Origin of the sequence: Acetoanaerobium noterae, from assembly GCF_900168025.1 — a bacterium.
Taxonomy (GTDB): domain Bacteria; phylum Bacillota; class Clostridia; order Peptostreptococcales; family Filifactoraceae; genus Acetoanaerobium; species Acetoanaerobium noterae.
This window is the reverse complement of sequence record NZ_FUYN01000001.1, coordinates 631914-651677: the sequence shown is the minus strand read 5'-3', so window position 1 is coordinate 651677 and position 19764 is coordinate 631914. Positions and strand designations below refer to the sequence as shown.

General features: G+C 32.0%; 18 protein-coding genes and 1 riboswitch. Of the genes, 12 read left to right on the top strand and 6 right to left on the bottom strand.

Features of this window, described 5'->3' with window-relative positions; all coding sequences use genetic code 11:
* Positions 1–105 precede the first annotated feature (105 nt).
* Both B5X47_RS03270 and B5X47_RS03265 read left to right on the top strand, forming a co-directional pair.
* Entirely contained in the window at positions 106–975 is an 870-nt protein-coding gene (locus B5X47_RS03270) for a GNAT family N-acetyltransferase (protein WP_159446384.1), read from the top strand.
* Between the two features lie 92 nt (positions 976–1067).
* Positions 1068–1913 (top strand): formate/nitrite transporter family protein, encoded by an 846-nt coding sequence (locus tag B5X47_RS03265; RefSeq protein WP_079588771.1) that lies wholly within the window; start codon positions 1068–1070, stop codon positions 1911–1913.
* Here B5X47_RS03265 and B5X47_RS03260 read toward each other — a convergent pair.
* From B5X47_RS03260 to B5X47_RS03250, 3 genes are all read right to left on the bottom strand, one after another.
* The gene (locus B5X47_RS03260) at positions 1910–2533 is read right to left on the bottom strand and encodes a helix-turn-helix transcriptional regulator (RefSeq protein WP_013362281.1); all 624 of its coding nucleotides are present in this window, start codon (positions 2531–2533) and stop codon (positions 1910–1912) included. The genes B5X47_RS03265 and B5X47_RS03260 overlap by 4 nt on opposite strands.
* A gap of 145 nt (positions 2534–2678) precedes the next feature.
* Positions 2679–3317: a CBS domain-containing protein gene (locus tag B5X47_RS03255; protein WP_079588770.1), complete on the bottom strand. Its 639-nt coding sequence runs from the start codon at positions 3315–3317 to the stop codon at positions 2679–2681.
* Between the two features lie 106 nt (positions 3318–3423).
* Positions 3424–4269 (bottom strand): YitT family protein, encoded by an 846-nt coding sequence (locus tag B5X47_RS03250; protein ID WP_079588769.1) that lies wholly within the window; start codon positions 4267–4269, stop codon positions 3424–3426.
* A gap of 255 nt (positions 4270–4524) precedes the next feature.
* On the opposite strand from B5X47_RS03250, the gene B5X47_RS03245 reads away from it, so the two are divergent.
* The 4 genes from B5X47_RS03245 (at position 4525) to B5X47_RS03230 (ending at position 9311) form a co-directional block, all read left to right on the top strand.
* On the top strand, positions 4525–4938 hold the full coding sequence (locus B5X47_RS03245; RefSeq protein WP_079588768.1) for a NusG domain II-containing protein: 414 nt from the start codon (positions 4525–4527) through the stop codon (positions 4936–4938).
* A 25-nt stretch (positions 4939–4963) separates the two neighbouring features.
* On the top strand, positions 4964–7498 hold the full coding sequence (locus B5X47_RS03240; protein WP_159446383.1) for an ABC transporter substrate binding protein: 2535 nt from the start codon (positions 4964–4966) through the stop codon (positions 7496–7498).
* A 9-nt stretch (positions 7499–7507) separates the two neighbouring features.
* Positions 7508–7698, top strand: a riboswitch (cobalamin riboswitch).
* Between the two features lie 287 nt (positions 7699–7985).
* On the top strand, positions 7986–8816 hold the full coding sequence (locus B5X47_RS03235; protein WP_079588766.1) for a CvfB family protein: 831 nt from the start codon (positions 7986–7988) through the stop codon (positions 8814–8816).
* A 42-nt stretch (positions 8817–8858) separates the two neighbouring features.
* On the top strand, positions 8859–9311 hold the full coding sequence (locus B5X47_RS03230; RefSeq protein WP_079588765.1) for a CBS domain-containing protein: 453 nt from the start codon (positions 8859–8861) through the stop codon (positions 9309–9311).
* Here B5X47_RS03230 and B5X47_RS03225 read toward each other — a convergent pair.
* Positions 9293–9850: a hypothetical protein gene (locus B5X47_RS03225; protein WP_079588764.1), complete on the bottom strand. Its 558-nt coding sequence runs from the start codon at positions 9848–9850 to the stop codon at positions 9293–9295. The genes B5X47_RS03230 and B5X47_RS03225 overlap by 19 nt on opposite strands.
* A 173-nt stretch (positions 9851–10023) precedes the next feature.
* On the opposite strand from B5X47_RS03225, the gene B5X47_RS03220 reads away from it, so the two are divergent.
* From B5X47_RS03220 to B5X47_RS03210, 3 genes are read left to right on the top strand one after another with little or no spacing between them, the layout of a single operon-like run.
* On the top strand, positions 10024–11061 hold the full coding sequence (locus B5X47_RS03220; protein ID WP_159446382.1) for an HD-GYP domain-containing protein: 1038 nt from the start codon (positions 10024–10026) through the stop codon (positions 11059–11061).
* Between the two features lie 22 nt (positions 11062–11083).
* Positions 11084–12157 carry an HD-GYP domain-containing protein gene (locus B5X47_RS03215; RefSeq protein WP_079588762.1) on the top strand — a complete coding sequence of 358 codons (1074 nt, stop codon included), beginning with the start codon at positions 11084–11086 and terminating at the stop codon, positions 12155–12157.
* A gap of 29 nt (positions 12158–12186) precedes the next feature.
* A complete protein-coding gene (locus B5X47_RS03210; RefSeq protein ID WP_079588761.1) occupies positions 12187–13533 on the top strand; it encodes a GTP pyrophosphokinase in 1347 nt (448 codons plus the stop codon).
* A 7-nt stretch (positions 13534–13540) separates the two neighbouring features.
* On the opposite strand, the gene B5X47_RS03205 is transcribed toward B5X47_RS03210, so the two are convergent.
* Both B5X47_RS03205 and B5X47_RS03200 read right to left on the bottom strand, forming a co-directional pair.
* Positions 13541–14251 (bottom strand): hypothetical protein, encoded by a 711-nt coding sequence (locus tag B5X47_RS03205; RefSeq protein WP_079588760.1) that lies wholly within the window; start codon positions 14249–14251, stop codon positions 13541–13543.
* 85 nt (positions 14252–14336) lie between these two features.
* Entirely contained in the window at positions 14337–16043 is a 1707-nt protein-coding gene (locus tag B5X47_RS03200; RefSeq protein WP_079588759.1) for a [Fe-Fe] hydrogenase large subunit C-terminal domain-containing protein, read from the bottom strand.
* A 199-nt stretch (positions 16044–16242) separates the two neighbouring features.
* Between B5X47_RS03200 and B5X47_RS03195 the strand changes: the two genes are divergently transcribed.
* The 3 genes from B5X47_RS03195 (at position 16243) to B5X47_RS03185 (ending at position 19668) form a co-directional block, all read left to right on the top strand.
* Entirely contained in the window at positions 16243–17538 is a 1296-nt protein-coding gene (locus B5X47_RS03195; protein ID WP_079588758.1) for a hypothetical protein, read from the top strand.
* 164 nt (positions 17539–17702) lie between these two features.
* A complete protein-coding gene (locus tag B5X47_RS03190) occupies positions 17703–18011 on the top strand; it encodes a DUF2325 domain-containing protein (protein WP_079588757.1) in 309 nt (102 codons plus the stop codon).
* 154 nt (positions 18012–18165) lie between these two features.
* Positions 18166–19668, top strand: a complete 1503-nt coding sequence (locus tag B5X47_RS03185; protein ID WP_079588756.1) for a SulP family inorganic anion transporter — start codon at positions 18166–18168, stop codon at positions 19666–19668.
* The last annotated feature ends 96 nt before the right edge of the window (positions 19669–19764 follow it).

Below are 19764 nucleotides of genomic sequence, written 5' to 3'. Positions count from 1 at the left end.
CACAAAAAATTAATGTAAATGTCTATTACATATCATAAAAAATCTGATATAGTAAAAGATAGGGAATACAATTATTTGTGCTTTTATTGTGGGGAGGTAGACATCTTGAAAATTGAGAAAAAAATAATGCCAGATACGTTATTAGTTGAGCAGCTAAGAGCGTTAGAATCAAAGTGTAATGCCTATGACAAAATCCAAAGTTCAGCGTGTATAGATGTGAGCATGAATTATTATGAGGATATGAATAGCATATTTTTAATGTATGAAGAAGATAAATTGATAAGCTTTATTTCAGTATTTGCACCTTTAAAGCATGAAATAGAGATTTGTGGTTTTACTGATCCTGAATATAGACAAAAGGGCTACTTTTCAATGCTTTTAAAAGAAGTGATAAATGAAGCCAATAAATTTAATATTAAGGACTTGTTGTTTGTATTTGATGGTAAGTTTTCTCACAGTGAGAAATTAGGTAAAAAGTTAAATGCAAAGCTGTATTTAACGGAATATTTTTTGACTTATAGCTTTAAAGATGATAAATGTAATAAACTAAAAAATAAAGTTGTAATAAAAGAGGTGCAACATTCAACTGAATTTCCAATAGTTATTGATCTTGACAAAAGAATTTTTAAAGAGGATGAAGATGTTGCTATATCAATGGCAAAAGCTATACTAGCGAGCGAAACAAGGTCACAATATGTGTGCTATCATGATAAAAAGCCTATTGGAATGATAAATGTAGATATAAACAATGATGAGGCTATGATTTTTGGCCTTGGAGTACTTAGTGAGTACAGAGGAAAAGGCTATGCAAAGGATATGCTCTGCTTGCTTATCCATGAACTTAAAAAAGTGGATATAAGCTCAATAAGCCTAGAGGTAGATAGCAATAATCCAGAGGCTTTAGCTCTTTATATGAGCTGTGGATTTGAGAAGGTTAAAAGCTTTGAATATTATAGAATGGATTTACACGATTAAAACTTAATAACAAGGTATAGGCTTGGAGTTAGAGGATTAGAGTTAATATAGATGTATAAGATTTAAATTAAAAAAATATCAGGGGGATTATTATGGAAAAAGCATATTTGACACCAAAGGAGATTGTAACTGCGACGATAGAGACAGGTATAAAAAAAGTTAAAACTAAGCCATTGAACCAGTTTATTCTTGGAATATTAGCAGGGGCCTTTATAGCATTTGCATCAGAAGGTTCAAATATGGCAGCCTTTAATTTATTTGCTAAGCCAGAGACCTATGGCCTTGGGAAAGCATTAGCTGGAGTAGTTTTTGCAACAGGCTTGATGCTAGTTATAATAGCAGGAGGAGAGCTTTTTACAGGAAATACTCTAATAACTATTGGTGTATTAGAGAAAAAAATTAAACTTAAGGATATGCTTTCGAACTGGTTTTTCGTATATCTTGGAAATTTTGTAGGAGCAGTATTTATAGCTTACATGATGAATATGTCTGGTCTTTTTAACAGTGGAGATAATATGCTTGGAGGAATCACTCTAAAGATAGCAGCGTATAAGACTCATCTTACTTTCTCGCAGGCATTTTATCTAGGAATAATGTGTAACTGGTTGGTATGTATAGCTGTGTGGATGTCTTATGGTGCAAAGGATATAATTGGAAAATGCTTTGCTATATTTTTCCCAATTTCTTTATTTATAACTTCTGGCTTTGAGCACAGCATAGCAAACATGTATTACATTCCAGCTGGAATTTTAGCTAAATCTAACGCCTCATGGGTAGAGGCGTCAGGGCTTACTGCAGAAAAGCTGGCTCATTTAAACTGGAGTACCTTTATAGCGAAGAATCTCGTTCCTGTAACTATAGGCAACATAGTAGGTGGAGTTATTTTAGTTGCTGGAGTATACTGGTTTACCTACTATAAAAATAGTGAGAATGCCTAGTTCCTAATTTCTTTCAAATAGTTATAAAGCGTATATCTAGATATATTTAGACGTTCTGATATAATTGGAATACTTCTTTGAAGTACAAAGGCGCCTTTTTCTTCGAGGCATTTTACTATCTGTACTCTATCCTCTTTCTTTAGCATAGAAATAGGCTTGCCTACAAACTTAAGAGCATCATCTATGTAGCCATCGAGCAAATCTTCTGTATTTGGACTTGCTTGGATTACTTCAGAGATATCTTTACCCACAGAAATTAAATCCTTAAGTATATTATGGGCAAACTCAAAATTTGTGTAATCAAAATTTATGCCAAGAGCATAATGATATCCGTGACCCTTCATATGAAAAGTAGAGCTTTTTAAAGTTCTTTTATCTGGACTTAGAGCTTTGCAATTGATTATATCGGTTCCACTAAAAAATTTATCGATATCCTTTCCGCCTAGGATTTTAAATTTATCTCCTATGTTTCGGTTTGTGACTTGGCCGTTAGCTATGTAGACTATCGATTTATTTGGGTCATTCATGTCATGAACTACAGTTTCGCAATTTGGACCAAACATGACTGAAAGTCCATCACATAATCTGCTTAGAAAATCTAATGCTGTATTTTTATCCATTTTTATCACCTAAACTTTATAAAGATTTATAATTTATTTTAGTTTATATGATTAAATGACTTAAGTCAACAAAATGTGTATCATTATTACAAAATGTAGAAAAAGCTTGGATTTTTATCCAAGCTTTTCACGTATTATAGAATATTTAATTGTTTTTAGCAGGTATGAATTCTTTTACCTTAATTCCTTTAGCTTGCAGCTTTTCTGGAAGCTTTTCTAAATTATCTCCTACAAGCCTAATGGAAATCTCTTGAATTCCCATTACCTCCGTATCCATCTGAGCTATATTTGTTATATTTGCTCCATGCTTATAGATTACATCAGATATCTTTAATAAAGTTCCTGCAAAGTCGTCAGAATGAATTACAATTTTAGCATCCTCAAGCCCATATACCTTTGTTATAACTCGAAATAATGCTTTTTGAGTAACTATTCCTAAGAATTTTCCAAAATCATTAACAACAGGCAGGAATCTAACTTGCTGGTTAAGAAAAATATCAGCAGCTTCTTCTATAAAAAGAGTGTCTTTAACAGGTTCAACCTTCATATAAGCAAAATCACTAACTGGTTTTTGAAGAAATGCTTCAAAATCTTTTTCACCAGATTCAAAAAACTTCTCATAAACATATTGCTTTGAAAGAAAACCTATGAATTTATCATCATCAGTTACAGGAAGAGATAAAAATCCATTTTCCTCAATAATATCTATGGCCGATTTTACTGTGTCGTTTAAACCTAGAGTTGTAAGTTTGTTTACTGGTGTTAAAAGAGAACGGATAAGCATAATATTTCCTCCTTAAGTTTTCGAAATATTTTTAATACAAATAAATTTATTTATATATTGATTTCATAATATTTATTCCCATAATAAAGCTATTAAAACAAAGAATTTAATTAGATAAAAATCCTTGCCCCATTACAGTATGAACTACATTTGCAGTCACAAAAGCACTAGGCTCATTTAGCTCAACATGCTTTTTTAATCTTATAAATTCTCTTTTGCTCATTACCGCTACTATTACAGTTTTTGCTTCCTTAGTATAAGCTCCTTCAGCTTTGTATAAAGTTGCTCCTCTAAGTAGATTTCTTGTTATAAAATCTCTTATAATTTCAGGATGGGTACATACGATATGCACGTTAATTTTTGTGCCGAGTCCAGCAATCATATTGTCAATTATCATACCATTCATAATTACACCTAGAAGTGCATATAACCCTAATCTAGGTCCAAAAGTAAGACCGGCTAATATGGTGATGAAAAAATCAACAAATAGCAAGGATCTTCCTATAGGCACATGAAGGAATTTGTTTAATATCTTTGCCAAAATATCTGTGCCTCCAGTTGATGCATTTTGATATAGCACTAGTGACATTCCCGTACTAGAAACAAGCATACCAAACACTAAATTTATAAATAAATCATCAGTTAAAGGCTTCATACCAGGGAATAGTCTTTGGATAAACCATATAGCGCCAGAAAGTCCTAAGCTGGCATAAATACTTTTTGCACCAAAAGCAGGACCAAGAGTAAAAAATGCTATTATAAATAAAATGGAGTTAATTAAAATAAGCAAAAAGCCCACGGACAAAAAATTAAAATGGGTATGTATAATTAGTGAAAGACCAGTTACTCCTCCCACAGCTAAGTTTGATGGAATTAAAAAAACCGTAAGACCAAGAGCCACGATTATAAAGCCTAAAGTGATTATTAGATATTCTTTTAATTTTTTATTCATGTAGGTATTCCTTCCTTTCTATTATCCAAATTGCTAGTATACTACTTCCGAGCGTAGATTGCAATATACTGGAAATTAGGCGAAATAATTAGATTTTACAGAAATTTCTAGCATAGCAAATAATTACAATATAAATTATAATAATATCTATAGCTGTTATAGTTTTATTAAGTTTTGATTTAAGGTTCAAATAATAGTATACTAATTATATAATGTTTTTTAGATACATAAAATTTTGATTAAGATGGTGAATTGATGAAATTTTTAACTAGAGGAGATAAAATCCTCATTATTTTAATTCTAATACTTAGCTCTCTACCCTTGCTGACACTTAGGGATAGTTTGGCAGCTGGAAGCAAACAAATTATTGTAAATATAGATGGTGAAGTGGAGCATGAGTTTTTACTTAATGAAAAAGCCGAGTCAGTTTATTATACATTTGACGTAGTCAAAGAAGGGATTACCTACCAAGCTAAATTAGAGACTAAAGAAGGAAGGGTAAGACTTTTAAGATTACCTGAAGAGGTCGCACCTTTATCAATTCATTCTGATACAGGATGGATAGATAAGCCACATCAGATGATTGTCGCATTGCCGGCAAAACTGATTGTTACTGTTGAGGACTACCAAGCTGAGTCCCAGAGCGACATAGATATAATATCATATTAAAAATACAATGATGAGGAGGGTTAGCTTGCTTAGTATTAGACCTAGAGTAGCACTATTAATAATAGTAATGATGGCGTTAATTGTAAGTCAATTTGAAAATAGCTATTCCCTTAGTCAAAGTAGAGTTGAGCAGGAAAAGCATATTCTTGTACTGAACTCCTATCATAGAGGCTTTAAATGGACAGATGATACAGTTACTAGCTTTTTAGAGACTCTTGAAAGTTTATCGCCAGAACATAAGTATGCATTTTATATAGAATATTTGGACTGGAAGAAATATCCGACTCAAAAGAATATAGAAAATATGTATGCAAATTTAAGATATAAATATGGCTCAAAGCCTATAGATTTAATAGTAGCAACTGATGATAAGGCTTTGGAGCTAGCTATAGATTACCGTCAAGAGCAGTTAAAAAATATACCTATAGTTTTTACAGGTGTAAGTCAAGGTAGCTTCAAGCTACTTTCAAATGACGAAGAAAACATAACTGGAGTAATAGAAAATATTGATTTAGCACCAACAATCCAGATTGCCAAGCTCCTTAAACCAGATTTTAACAAAATATATACAATTCATGATTTTACAGAAAGTGGCATAGCTATGAATAAAGACGTGTCAAGTACGGTAAAATCAATAGATGCAAGCTTAAACTGCATAGCACTTCCGCCTATGGCTGTAGATGATATAATAGCATCAGTAAAGGAGCTTCCAAGTGATAGTATTGTTTTAATCACAACCTACTATAGAGATGCTCAAGGCTTAATTGTAGAAAATTCAGAATTTGCTAGCCTTATTAGTAAATATTCTAACGTGCCCGTATTTTCATTATATGATTTTTATTTAGGCTATGGAGTAATTGGTGGAGCGGTGCTCCAAGGAAGCAAGCAAGGAGAATTTGCGGCAAAGCTAGCAAATGATTATTTTGATGATAAGGAGCTAAAAAGTTTAACTCCAGTAGTTGATCCAAAAACTGAAGTTATTGTGGATTATAATGAAATTACTAAATACAAGGTAGATATAAACAAGCTTCCAAAGGATACAGTAATTTTAAACAAGCCATTATCCTTTAAGGAGTCAAATCCAGAGGCATATTATTTGGTTATGACAGTAATATTTTTACTTATAATATTAGTCCTTAGCCTAATATATTACACTAGGAGACTAATAAGAACTAAAAGACAGCTAGAAAGCCAAAATGAAGAACTGCATGATTTATACGAGCAAATATACAATTCTGAGGAGGAGCTAAAAAAACTGGTTTATTTCGATTCTCTGACTAAGCTTCCAAACAGAATTGCTCTTACAAATGATATACAAGAGCATGTGAAACAGCAGGAATCAATAACTGCAGCACTTATGATTATTGACATTGACAATTTTAAATATATTAATGACACCTTAGGTCATCATTTTGGAGATGAATTTTTAATTGAAATTGCAAAAATATTCTTAAATTTATCAAGCCAGTCTATACGTGTATATAGAATCGGTGGAGATGAATTTGCGTTTTTAGTAACAGCATCGATGCCTCAGATTGAAATAGCAGCACAGGAAATAATGAATTGTTTTCATAAGCCTATATATATGGATAAGATAAAAATTCACACTACACTGAGTATGGGAATTGCTGTATATCCTTTTGCTGGGAAAACAGTTCAGCAACTACTGAAAAACGCTGATATTGCAATGTATGAAGCAAAACAGAGAGGTAAAGAGCGCTACGTCTTTTTTGATGATGTGATGAATTACAGAATTATAGAAAAAACTAAAATAGAGCATAACCTTCAATTTGCGCTTGATAATAAGGAGTTTATGCTATATTTCCAACCTCAGTATAAAACCTCTAATGACAAAATATCTGGATTCGAAGCTTTGATTAGATGGAAAAGCAGAGAGCTAGGAATGGTGCCTCCGAATGATTTTATTAAGATTGCTGAGGAAAGCCAAAAAATAGTAGCTATAGGTAAATGGGTATTTGTAAATTCCTGCGATTTTGCATCTAAGCTTATTAAAAGAGGATATAAAGATATAAAGGTATCTGTAAATATATCTATAGTGCAATTAATCCAAGATGATTTCACAGATTTTATTTTAGCTACTATAGAAAGTAAGAATCTTGATTTTAAGCTGATAGAATTAGAAATCACTGAAACTGTACTTATACGTTCAGTTCAAGAAGCATACACAAAGCTAGAGACTTTGAGAAGTAAAGGAGTATCCATATCTCTTGATGATTTTGGAACAGGATATTCATCGCTTAGCTATTTACAAAACCTTCCTATAACAACGCTTAAGATGGATAGGGCATTTGTTGAGGATATAACGAAAAATACAATAACTGAAAATCTAGCAAGCTTTATTATATCTATGGCTCACAAGCTGAATCTAGAAGTAATAGCTGAAGGAGTTGAAACTAAGCTTCAACTAGATACACTTAAAAAATATAATTGTGATAAAGTCCAAGGCTATTATTATTCAAAGCCTGTGCCAGAGGAGCAAGCTTTTTTATTGTTAGAAAGTAAGGGTGTTGACAGAAATTTACAAGATGGATATAATTAATATAGAAAACTTAATAACTATGATACATGGTTTAATCGAAAGATTGATTAAAAGAGAAGTTGGGTGAAATTCCCACGCGGTCCCGCCGCTGTAAGAGAGTAGTTTTTACTTATTAATCCACTGATTCAACGGAGAATTGGGAAGGAAAGTAAAAATGATAATCCTCAAGCCAGAATACCTGCCTGTATTATTAGCCAGAAACTCTACGAGAGATAGAGAGGTTAAAGCAAAGTGCTCATGTTTATATATGAATCCTAAGCTCCTCTTATCTTCGTAAGAGGAGTTTTTTAATCCTCCCAATTAATCGGCTCTTCGTTACGCTCATTTCAAGAGCCGGTTACCCTTTTATGCCCCTAACATTGCGGAGTAATAGCAGCTTTTAACTGCATTATTTCCAAAATGCTTAAACTTCCTTTAAAAAATAAAGGGAGTTTTTTTTCGATTATGTGGTAAACTAATTTAATAATAGTTTTTTGGAGGTAAGGGTATGATATTGTTAGGTGAAAGACAAATATTAAAGGTAGTTAGGTTTGCTACTATTGGAGCATATTTAGGAGATGAGGATGATCAAGTACTTCTTCCTAAAAAATATGTCCCAAGCACACTTTGTATTGACGATGAAATTGACGTATTTATATATAGAGATTCTAAGGATAGACTAGTAGCAACAACTGAAAAACCAAAGCTAACTTTAGGTACTATAGCTTTGCTAAAAGTATCCCAGATAACAGATATTGGAGCTTTTATGGATTGGGGTTTAGAAAAAGACTTGCTCTTACCATTTAGAGAGCAGACTATCAAGGTTGAAGAAGGAAATGAGTACATGGTAGGACTCTATATCGATAAGAGCGATAGGTTGTGTGCTACTATGCACACCTATGAGATATTATCAGGAGAGTCTCCTTACGATGTAGATGATATGGTTGAAGGTATGATTTACAGTATAAAAAAAGATGTAGGTATTTTTGTAGCTGTCGATAGAAGATATCACGGTATGCTCCCAATCAGTGAAGCTCTTCGTATATATAAACGAGGAGATATGATTAAGGCTAGAGTAGTAGAAAAAGATGAAGAAGGCAAGTTAAAGCTCAGTCTTAGATTAAAGCCTCTTGAGCAGATAGATAAGGACTCTTATACAATATTGAAGGAAATAGAAAAACAAGGTGGATTTTTAGCACTTAATGACAGCTCAGAGCCTGATGAAATCAGAAAGCAGCTCAGCATGAGCAAAAAATCCTTCAAAAAAGGTCTTGGTAGACTTCTTAGAGAAGAAAAGGTCGAGTTAAAGGAAGATGGAATATCTTTAAAAAAGCTTTAAGCTAAAAATTTAGGGTAAAAAATGGTTAAAGGGGGAGTGTCTATGAAAGCAAAAGATATAATGACTCCAAATGTTATTACTGTTTCAAAGTCGGATTCAGTTGAAAAAGCCATTAAGCTGTTGTTAGAGCATAATATAACAGGACTTCCAGTTGTGGATGAAGCTGGCCACGTTATAGGCATAATAACTGAAGGCGATTTAATGTATAGGGGAGGAGAAATAAAGCCTCCTAGATATTTGGCTATTTTTGACAGCTATATTTTTATTGACAATCCTAGTAAATTTGAGAAGCAATTAAAGAAAATGACAGGGATGTTTGTTGAGGATGTAATGACTACCCCAGTGATAGTAATTGAAGCAGAGCAAAGCGTACCAGATGCAGCCAACCTTATGACAAAGCATAAGGTGAATAGGCTCCCTGTTATAGAAGAAGGAAAATTAGTTGGAATTATAAGTAGGAGAGACATTATAAAAAGCTATGCCTCAATGGCATAGCTTTTCTCGTTTATGTATGATTTGATTGTTCCTTTATATACCAGCTCAAGAGCTTTGATTTGAAGCAAGTCACATGGTTTTATTAGTCCAAAAGCTTTTTGTGGACGGTATATTCCAGCTTGAGTTAGTGCAAGAGAAACGAATTGAGAGCAAAAGAAATGAAAAGATCTATTTACCGGAAGGTTAAACCATAAGCCGAAAAGACCGATAAAATTATATCTGTAGCTGTGCTTGGATATTATAAAAGGTGAGATTTTTTTTCTTAATATGTAATATTGTTTTTCTGTGACTTTAAGTCTATAAATACAAAGTGAAGTATCTTCAAATCTTTTATAGATACCCTCAGAAAGGTCTTCGACAACAAAGCCACCGGAAAAAGGATTGCTTGGGTTTGTTCTTCCAAAAGAATATAAATTGTTTAGAGGATTGTCTAGACCGAGCGACACGTGAATGTAATCTGAATTTTCAAAAAAATTCAGAGTCCTCGATAGCCAAGTTCCAGTTTTTGTAAATACTAAATATATATATTGTTGTTTCATACTATAGACTCCTTAGGTAAAAATGCTTATAATAGATATCTTAAGCATATAGAATTAGTATATGCTAATTTAAAAAAAATGCAATATTTTTTTGAAGCTTTCTTACTAGATGATATTAATAAAAAATTTGATATAATGAAATAGTTAAAATAAGTTTTGGGTGGTGAATGATAATGGATACTGTAATGATGGGACTAGATAAAAATTTGATAGGACAGAAGCTAGAAAAAGATGTCTACAGCGAAACAGGTATTTTAGTCGTAGCTGCCGGAACCTATATTTCTGAAAAAGTATATCAAAAAATGGAATCTTATTTTATAAATAATGTTCATATTAAGAAAAAGGAAACGAAAGATAAAAAATATCAAGATTATGCAGTTATAAAATCAACATATCTTAAAAATGTGGATGTAATGAAAACTGTGCTTAAAGAAATATCATTAAATGGTACAGTTGATGATGAAATGATAATGGACATGACTAATTCTATAACACTTCATTCACAAAAGATGGGGTATTTTATCGATTGTATTCATGATTTAAAATCTGCAGATGAATATACATATAATCATAGTATTAATGTTGCAATATATGCAATGCTCATTGGAAGCTGGATGAAGCTCCCAGAAATAGATATTCAGTACCTCGTACTGGCTGGAATACTTCACGATGTGGGCAAGTCAAAAATTCCAAATGAAATTCTAAACAAAAATACAAGACTAACTGATGAAGAATTTGCTATAATGAAAAAGCATTCTCATTTAGGCTACTGCATTGTTAAAGATATGGAGAATATTCCAGAGGACGTAAAAAAAGCTGTTTTAATGCATCATGAGAAATTAGATGGAAGCGGATACCCATTAAGATGCAAAAGCAAACAAATTCCAAAATTCGCTCAAATATTAGCAGTTGCTGATGTATATGATGCACTGACTTCAAAAAGAGTTTATAAAGATAAAATCACTCCTTTTGAAACCTTTAAAGAGATGAGCAAGATGGGATACTCTCATTTCGCTCCCGATGTTCTGATGACTTTTTTAAAAAACATAGTTTATTATTATGTAGGCTTTAAACTCAAATTAAATACAGGTGAAATAGGAGAAATTCTTTATGTATCACCACTTAATAATTATCAGCCTCTTATTAAAGTAGAGGGTAAAGTAATAGATTTATCTTTAGACAAGAGATATAGTATTTTAGAAATGGCGTAAAATTTAAATTGAAGAGGTTATTATGAGAATATGTAGTATACAAAAAATCCCTCAAAAAGCTAAACTGGCAAAACCGGTATATGATCATAAAGGTATTTTATTATTAAACAAGGGAATAGATATCACAGAGAGCATAACAAATAAATTTAAAGCCAATAACATTTATTTTATTTATATAGAAGACGATATTTCTGAGGGGATAGAGATAGAGTCTATAATTGACGACGAAACTAAAGCAATGATAACCTTTAGCATAAAAAATATAATTGATAACGTAAGCTGTGGGAAAAAAACTAATGCCATGCTACCTATTCAAGAAATAAAAAAAGTAGAAAATATTGTTGACACTCTATTAAAAAACATAAAAGAAAAGAATGAGTTATCCTATATGGCTGTAGAGCTTATGGGAACAGATATGAATACCTATACTCACAGTGTAAATGTAGCTATATTATCTATTATTAATTCAATAGACTATGGCTACGCAGATTCCATGTGCGAAAAGATAGGATTTGGAGCTTTGATGCACGATATTGGAAAAACTAGGATAGATAACCACGTACTGCAAAAACACGGAATTTTATCTCACGAAGAATTTAATCTTATGAAAATGCACCCAACTCTAGGGTATAAGATGCTAAAATCGGACCCATCTATAAGCTCCATATCAAAATCTATAATTTTAAACCACCATGAAAAGCTAGATGGAACAGGATATCCAAGTGGACTTACTGCTTCACAGATGCCAGATTTTTTGAGAATAGTTACTCTTTCTGACATGTTTGACGCTATGACAACGGATAGAGTATATAGAAGAAGAATCCCTGTACATGTTGCACTTGAAAATCTTATGGCAGATTGCATCAGTAAATTGGATGCCAAAATCTATAATAGATTTGTAAGAAATGTAATTTTATATCCACCAGGCAGCATGGTGATGCTAAATGAAGGAACAACTGCAATAGTTAGTGAATATAACAAGCTAAACCCAACAAGACCTAAGCTAAGAATAGTAGACTCAAAAAATTACAGCTATCAAGAGGAAATTGATTTGATGCAGGTGCTTAATCTGTTAATAGAGCATACCATTGATTAAACTCTATTAAGCTAGTTAGGAGGAAAATATTGAAACTAGAAATTTTTGATTTTGTGGATGATTCATTGAAAATACTAGATAAATTTTCTCCAGAGCTTGTAACTCTTTCTAGTGATCTAGAGAATTTTTATAAAAAATATTTATCTGAAAGCGATTATTTTTTAAATGTCTCATCTAGGATAAAATCTCCAATGAGTTTGAAAGAAAAAATACTAAGAAATAATTATTATCTCATGTTTTCAGATGCTGAGGCATTTTTCTTTGAATTATCAGATTTAATAGGAATCAGATTAGAGTGCAGATTTATCGAGGATGAAGAAAAATTATATCAAGCTATAAAGCGTATATTTTGCTTGCAAAGACCTGATGGATATTATTACAATGAAGAATTTCCAAATATATTACTTAATTTGACAGATAAACAGCCTCAAATTCAAAAAAATGGATTTGAAATATATAGACTAGATGGAATTATAATTGGAGAATCAGCGACTTTTCATTATGAGCTTCAGCTAAAATCTCTAGTAAATATGTTTTGGGGAGAAATAGAGCATAAGATTTTATATAAAAATTACAATTATATGCCAATTGAAGATTTTTATAGAGATATAATGTCATCTATCAAAGGCAATATTACTATGATAGACAGGCAGCTTATGATTCTTCACGATCATCTTAACGACATGAACTCATATGATTCGCAGTCTAGAAAAAAACAATTTGAGACTATGATTTCAAAAGCTATTTATGAGCTTTATTCTATTAAAATCAAAAAAAAGCTAGGATTTGTAGTGGATTTTAGAAATACCTGTGATTTGATTACAGATTATCTTTTGAAAAAGGATAGGCAGTATCAAAATATAGAATATCCTCAGATGATAACTAAGATAATGACTAGATTTAATGAAATCATATCCAATCAACTAGATTTTGATGAGTATCTCTACTTTGAAAGGGAAGTTACTTTTGAAAGAGAATTTGAATCAAAGATAGGAAAGGCAGTATATAAAGCTATAAATAAAGATTTCAGATGGAATATGTTATTTAGAATAATATTTGATATAGAAGTAGGGAATAATGCTGAGGATTTTGAAGGCTTCATTAAATATATTAAAAATAGATTTTATAATCCTTTGATGGAAGATCTGAATTTTTTAGAGGCTTTAAGCAAAGATGATAAAAAATATATTATTGATGAGATTTTATTAATGATATCAGGCTGCTTTTTGTCAAGCTTGAGTATAGATTTTATTGATAATGAAAATATACTTAATATAAACAGTTGGATTATAAATAATATGAATGTACCAGACAAAAAAATCTGGGAAGCTAGTAAATCAGATTATTTAAGTCAACTTAAAAATGAATTTAAATAACGCTGAATCATTGATTCAGCGTTATTTTTGATTGAGATATTTTGAAAAATTGACCTTCAACTAAATTTATTGAAATTGGAGATGAAATATAACTGCTGAGTATTATATTTGAAGGTGTGTTTATAGGTTCGTTTGAGACCTCAATAAATCCGTATTTATCATCCGGATAAACTGTATAGCTTCCTGGGCTTATATCTTTACCTACTAAATATTTTGCATTTTTATGAGTAGCTATATTTTCAAAAGAAGTCACAGGGGCTTCATCTAAAGGTATAGCATCAGCATCTATAAGCGTCAAATAATCTCCGTCTTCCACTTTGATATAGGTAAATTTGGAAAAGACATCATTGTCCTTTATATCTATAAAATTAGCTTGAGGAGTCATAGAAATCCTATAAAATGCTGTAGGCATATCAGAAACCAGTTTATAAACTCCGGAAGGCAAATCTCTACCAATTAATAAAGCAGTATCATCTATAGGTTTAGTTACTTCACCAGTTTCTTGCTCGAGGCTGATAGTTTCTTCAGAAATAGAAGCTTCTTCTTTCTCAATTTCTGCAATCTCTTTTGAAACACTAGGTGGATTTTGTGCTTCAGCATTTTTCGAATCCAAGGCTACAGTTATTAAAAGCCCAATTACTATGCCGAATATAATTAAAAATAATAGTCCCATAATTAAGAATTTAAGTTTTGAAAAGAAAGTAGTTTTCTTACTCATAGCAACTCCTTAGATAACAAAAATCAAATAGGCATATTTTACTAGTACTATTATATAGATTATTTTCAAAAATTAAAAGATAAATTTAATCCATAGCAATCTTTTTTAATCTAGTAAGAATGATTTTTGTTTCTGCTGTAGTTTCACCTAAAAGACTTGCAATTTCCTGAGCAACTCTCATTTGTTTATCAATAACCTCTTGAGCAGCATCTAAAGTTCTTTCTTTCATAGCATTCAAAGCTTTTATATTTTTTTCTTCTTGAGTTATATCCGACATTATGACCATATAAACATTTTCTTCTTTAATATAAGACATTTCAAAAATAATGCAGATGTCTTTAGAATCTATACATAGTTTTTTATGTATAACAGCTGATTTATCGAGTCTGATATCAAATAAAATATCTCTACCAACAAGAGCTTCTATATTTTGACCTTCCACATCTTCGAAATGAACTCCTAATATTTCCTCGGCTTTGGGGTTTATTTCTATTATATTCATATCAGGATCTAAAAATAATATTGCATTTGGAGTATATTCAAATATAGTATTTCTTATACTTTCGGCTTTTTTTCTAACAAATGGCAGACACATTGTGATTTCAGACATATTGCAGTAAACAGCCTTTGCTTTATCTCTACATGTTTTGTATCCACAAGTATTGCAGTTTAATTGGTCGCTATCCTTAAACTTACCCATGGAATGGAGAATTTCAACTATTTCTTCTTCAGTTGGCTCTGGCATAAATATAGGCTTTTCGCTAAAATCTCTATTTAGTTCATCACTTTCTATACTTACACTACTAACAGGTTCAGAAGATATAGGTTTGTTTTTTGCAAAATCCCTTACTCTTTTTTCTATTACATAGCAGTTTGGGTGATCGCTAGGCATAGCAGGGCCACCAATACACGAGCCTTCGCACATGTTGAGTTCTACGCAGACTCCCTCAAGCTCGTGGTTGGATAAGGCTTCTAGTATATTGATACAGGCTTCAACTCCATCGGCCTGCATATACTGATATCCATAAATGTCTGAAATAGATTTTAGATTCGAAAATATCCCACCTTTTACAGGAAATGAAGCACCATTTATATCTGTTGGATTTTCAAATTCCTCTTCTTGCAAATCATTTAGGTTTATATTACTTTCCTTTAACCACATTGCTATTTCATCAAAAGTTAGAACCTCGTTGATAACTTCGTTTGTATTGTATTCGAAGGCCTCTTGCTTCTTGGCGATACAGGGCCCTATAAATACAGTGAAGGCATTTGGAGAGCTTTTTTTCATTAGCTTTCCATGTGCTAGCATGGGAGAAACTGTAGGAGCCAAAAAATCTATACACCTAGGATAATATTTCTGAATTAAATAGTTGGCAGATGGACAAGAGCTTGTTATAAAATTTTTATATTTTTGAGTTTTTAATGCATCAATATACTCTTGCTTTACATACTCAGCACCTATTCCAGTCTCGGAAACATCTGAGAAGCCCAATTTTTTTAGGGCAGTTTTAAATTGGCCAGGATACTTCATGTCAAAAGCACCTACAAATGAAGGCGCTATACTTGCGATAACTTGAAAATCATCATCTATAGCGGCTTGAACATTTCTTAGCCTAGATTTTACTTTTATAATATGCTGAGGACAGACCACTTGGCAATGTCCACAAACTATACACATTTCCTTTACAACCTCTGCACGACCGTCGATAATTTTGATGGCTTTGGAAGGGCAGGAGCGAAGACATTTATAGCAATCGCTACAATTTCCCTTTTCTATTTCAATCCACTGCATAACAGCCTCCTAATAATTTTGAAGAACACAGTAAATACTTGCTTAACATATTAATTATACATAATTTATGAATAAAACAAAACTAAGTTCAAAAATAAATTAATTTTAATTATGAATTATAATTTGTAAGAATATTATAACTTTTATTATAATGATTAGTGGTATTATATAAACAAAATAATTGACAGGAGAAGAGTGAATGAAAAAAATTAGCATCGGAATAGCCATGCTCATGATAGTTATAGTATATCAGCTTTTAATTAATGTATTTTTTATTACTATGGATGAATACAAGTTTAATCAAAGCTTAGGCTTATTATCTGAAGATATAAAGCCCTACGAAAGAGATTATTTGAAATTAATATATAAAAGGATAGATAAATTTGAAAAAGAAAGATTAGAAAAAAGCTCTGTAAGCTTAAGCTATAAAGAAGAAAATTTGAGAACCTTCTATAATAAAGTCTTAAATAGATTAACCGACAAATATCTGTCAGAGGACGAAGCTTTTTTATCAGAAACAGATAGCCAAGAAAAACTAGCGGACAAAAACAGCTTAAATGAATCGAGACTCGATAATATGTTCAGTCGCTTAAAATCTATGGTATCTGAAAATGATTATAATGATATTACTACGCTTTACGATAAGTACGAGACTTCCGAGGATTATGCATATATTGAAGATATAAAGGCCATAATAGATAACTATGAAGAGATTAACAGCGATATTTTTGTAGAATATCTTTTAGACCCTATAGATATGAAGGCATATTTTACTTTAAACTCACAGAAAAATTTGGTTTTAAAGCCTCTTTTGCCAATAATTGAAAGTGAACCTACGTCTTCTGAGCTAGAAACCTATGATAAAATTTGGAGAGAAATAAAAGACAAAGTAGGGACAAATCTCTTAGCATCCTTAGATTCGTTTATTGTATATTCTGACGGAAAGGATGAAACTCTTGCCTATGTTAATTATATAGATGACAAAGCAAGTAGATGGTATATGGCTATCGATATAGAAGATTCCATTAACATGGAAGATAATAGTTTAAAGGAAGACTTTTATTTTACTATAGTGCATGAGCTGGCTCACGTTATAACTTTGAATGACACTCAAGCTATATATAATTCAGAGCCTTCATTTGGAAAATATTTTGAGGAGGATATTAGTTTTAATGAGGACTCCTACCTGAATGAATTTTATAATAGGTTTTGGACTTATTCAATTGATGAATCAAGAATTATTCAAAACATAGATAATGAAGATATAAGATACAAATTTTTTCTAAGACATGAAAATTCCTTTGTTACAGATTATGCAGCTACAAGCCCAAGCGAAGATATTGCAGAATCCTTTGCTTATTTTGTGATAAATGAAAAGCCTATGGGCAATGAAATTTGGGAGCAAAAAATTAGATTCTTTTATGAATTTGAGGAGTTAGTAGAAATTAAAAATAATATTAGAAAGAGGCTTTCCTCTCTTGAAATAGCAGCCTAAAATTTTGAGTCATGTTTATAGAAGCTAGAAGCTTTTAATAAAGATGGCTCATTTTTTCTGATTAAATAAAATTAAAATATTGCATAACTATTACTTATAGTTTATACTGATAATAATAAATTTATGATAATAATTATCATTAACAATGATGAAGGAGGCTTCTTATGAAAGCATTGCTAGTTGGAGCTGATAGATTAGGAAATATTCCTGATACTTTAAATAGTTATGGAATAAATGATTATATACATTGGCCAGGAAGAAAAAAAGGTATGAGAAATTATGATATCCCTGATGAAGTAGATATGATTATTGTTTTCTATGATTTTATTGAACACGGACTTACTGAAAATGTTAAAGAGAAAGCTAGAAAGAAAGAGATTCCATGTATATTCTCAAGACGTGCCTGTAGCGATTTGGCAATGAGATTAAATAGCTGCCAGACATGTAAGTTCTGCCCTCAAAAAACATCTTAACATATTGTATACAAAATATTTCTTACATAGTCGAAAACCTGCATACTGCAGGTTTTTTTGAGTGTGTTTTTTTAAAAGATTGCAATAAAATACATTAAGTTATAGAATAGAGAAGGATAGGCTAAAATATATATTAACGAAAGAAGGGTAAGCTTTGGAAACAAAATCATTTTTCTCCTACGATATTAAAAATCTAAAAGGAGATATTATGGGAGGTTTTACAACAGCAATTGTAGCGCTGCCTCTTGCGCTAGCTCTTGGAGTAGCATCTGGAGCAGGAGCGAAGGCTGGTCTTTATTCAGCTATAATTACAGGAATTCTATCGACTTTATTTGGTGGTACGCCAGCTCAGGTTAATGGCCCTACAGGAGCTATGACAGTGGTTTTAATCGAGCTTTACGAAAAATTTGGGGCAGAAGCTTTATTTGCAGCTATGCTAGTGGCAGGAGTCACGCAGATTTTAATTGGAGGCTTGAAGCTTGGAAAGTATATTCACTTGATACCTCAACCCGTAATTGTTGGATTTACAAACGGGATTGGATTTTTGATATTTTTGAAAATGATACCATATTTTGAAACAGGCCCTGTTGTTGCACTTATAACGATAGCAGTGATGCTGTTATTTCCTTTTATAACAAAAAAAGTCCCAGCATCTCTAATGGCTCTTATTGTAGGAACAGTTGCTGGAACCTATTTGCTTCCAGGGGGAGAACTAGTTGGAGCTATTCCTAGTGGATTGCCACAGTTTACATTACCATCATTTCCAGCAAATCAGCTGGTTGATATAATCCAATCAGGAATAATACTAGCAATGCTTGGATGTATTGAATCTCTTCTAGCTGCTCTTGTGGTTGATGAGATGACAAAGACCAAGCACCATTCGAATAAAGAGCTAATAGGACAAGGTATAGGAAATACTGTAGCTACATTATTTGGAGCACTTATAGGAACAGGAGCTATAGTAAGATCTGCAGTAAATGTAAATGCAGGAGGAAGAACTAGGCTTTCTGGTATACTTCATGGAATAATTTTACTTGTAATTACACTTAAGTTTGCACCTTTAGCATCACAAATACCTCTGGCTGTTTTAGGAGGAATCCTAATGGGGACAGCTATAAAAATGGTAGAGTACAGTGCAACTAGAAAGTTTACATATGCATCTAAGCGTGCAGGGAGTGTTATAATTGTAACTACTCTTTTAACGGTATTTAGTGATTTAGTTATTGCTGTTGCAGCTGGAACACTGCTATCTATGTTTTTATTTGTACTTAGCATGGGAGAGGTTTACTTAAAGCAGTATCCTATTTCAATAAAGGGAGGCAAAAAAGTTGCTTCTTATACTGTAGAGGGGCCATTGTTCTTTGGCGTTTCAAATGCTATTGCTAGTAAGCTGGAAATAGAATCAGAGGATGCAGATATTATAGTTCTTAATCTTATGAATATGCCAGTTATGGATTCAACAGGAGCTATTGCAATTAAAAGTATAAAGCAGCTACTTGAAGGAAATGGGCAGACACTAATCCTAGCTGGAGTAAAGGAACAGGCTGGAAAGCTTCTTACAAAGCTAGAGGTAATATCTGATGAGGATTTACAAATTTCTTCTATGAGAATAAAGGATGTTTTGAGCCATATTGAAATGAATATGGTAAATGCTTAATAAATACTGAAACTGTTAAAACATAATAGCTGTAAATAATTACGAAACCTTAGCTATGCTAATAATAAAAAGCACAATCCTTATGCCAATACAGCA

Bases quoted from the DNA above. Each gene is read 5' to 3' on its own strand.
- B5X47_RS03265 (WP_079588771.1), top strand. From the start codon at position 1,068: ATGGAAAAAGCATATTTGACACCAAAGGAGATTGTAACTGCGACGATA.
- B5X47_RS03260 (WP_013362281.1), bottom strand. From the start codon at position 2,533: ATGGATAAAAATACAGCATTAGATTTTCTAAGCAGATTATGTGATGGA.
- B5X47_RS03255 (WP_079588770.1), bottom strand. From the start codon at position 3,317: ATGCTTATCCGTTCTCTTTTAACACCAGTAAACAAACTTACAACTCTA.
- B5X47_RS03250 (WP_079588769.1), bottom strand. From the start codon at position 4,269: ATGAATAAAAAATTAAAAGAATATCTAATAATCACTTTAGGCTTTATA.
- B5X47_RS03245 (WP_079588768.1), top strand. From the start codon at position 4,525: ATGAAATTTTTAACTAGAGGAGATAAAATCCTCATTATTTTAATTCTA.
- B5X47_RS03235 (WP_079588766.1), top strand. From the start codon at position 7,986: ATGATATTGTTAGGTGAAAGACAAATATTAAAGGTAGTTAGGTTTGCT.
- B5X47_RS03230 (WP_079588765.1), top strand. From the start codon at position 8,859: ATGAAAGCAAAAGATATAATGACTCCAAATGTTATTACTGTTTCAAAG.
- B5X47_RS03225 (WP_079588764.1), bottom strand. From the start codon at position 9,850: ATGAAACAACAATATATATATTTAGTATTTACAAAAACTGGAACTTGG.
- B5X47_RS03220 (WP_159446382.1), top strand. From the start codon at position 10,024: ATGGATACTGTAATGATGGGACTAGATAAAAATTTGATAGGACAGAAG.
- B5X47_RS03215 (WP_079588762.1), top strand. From the start codon at position 11,084: ATGAGAATATGTAGTATACAAAAAATCCCTCAAAAAGCTAAACTGGCA.
- B5X47_RS03205 (WP_079588760.1), bottom strand. From the start codon at position 14,251: ATGAGTAAGAAAACTACTTTCTTTTCAAAACTTAAATTCTTAATTATG.
- B5X47_RS03200 (WP_079588759.1), bottom strand. From the start codon at position 16,043: ATGCAGTGGATTGAAATAGAAAAGGGAAATTGTAGCGATTGCTATAAA.
- B5X47_RS03195 (WP_079588758.1), top strand. From the start codon at position 16,243: ATGAAAAAAATTAGCATCGGAATAGCCATGCTCATGATAGTTATAGTA.
- B5X47_RS03190 (WP_079588757.1), top strand. From the start codon at position 17,703: ATGAAAGCATTGCTAGTTGGAGCTGATAGATTAGGAAATATTCCTGAT.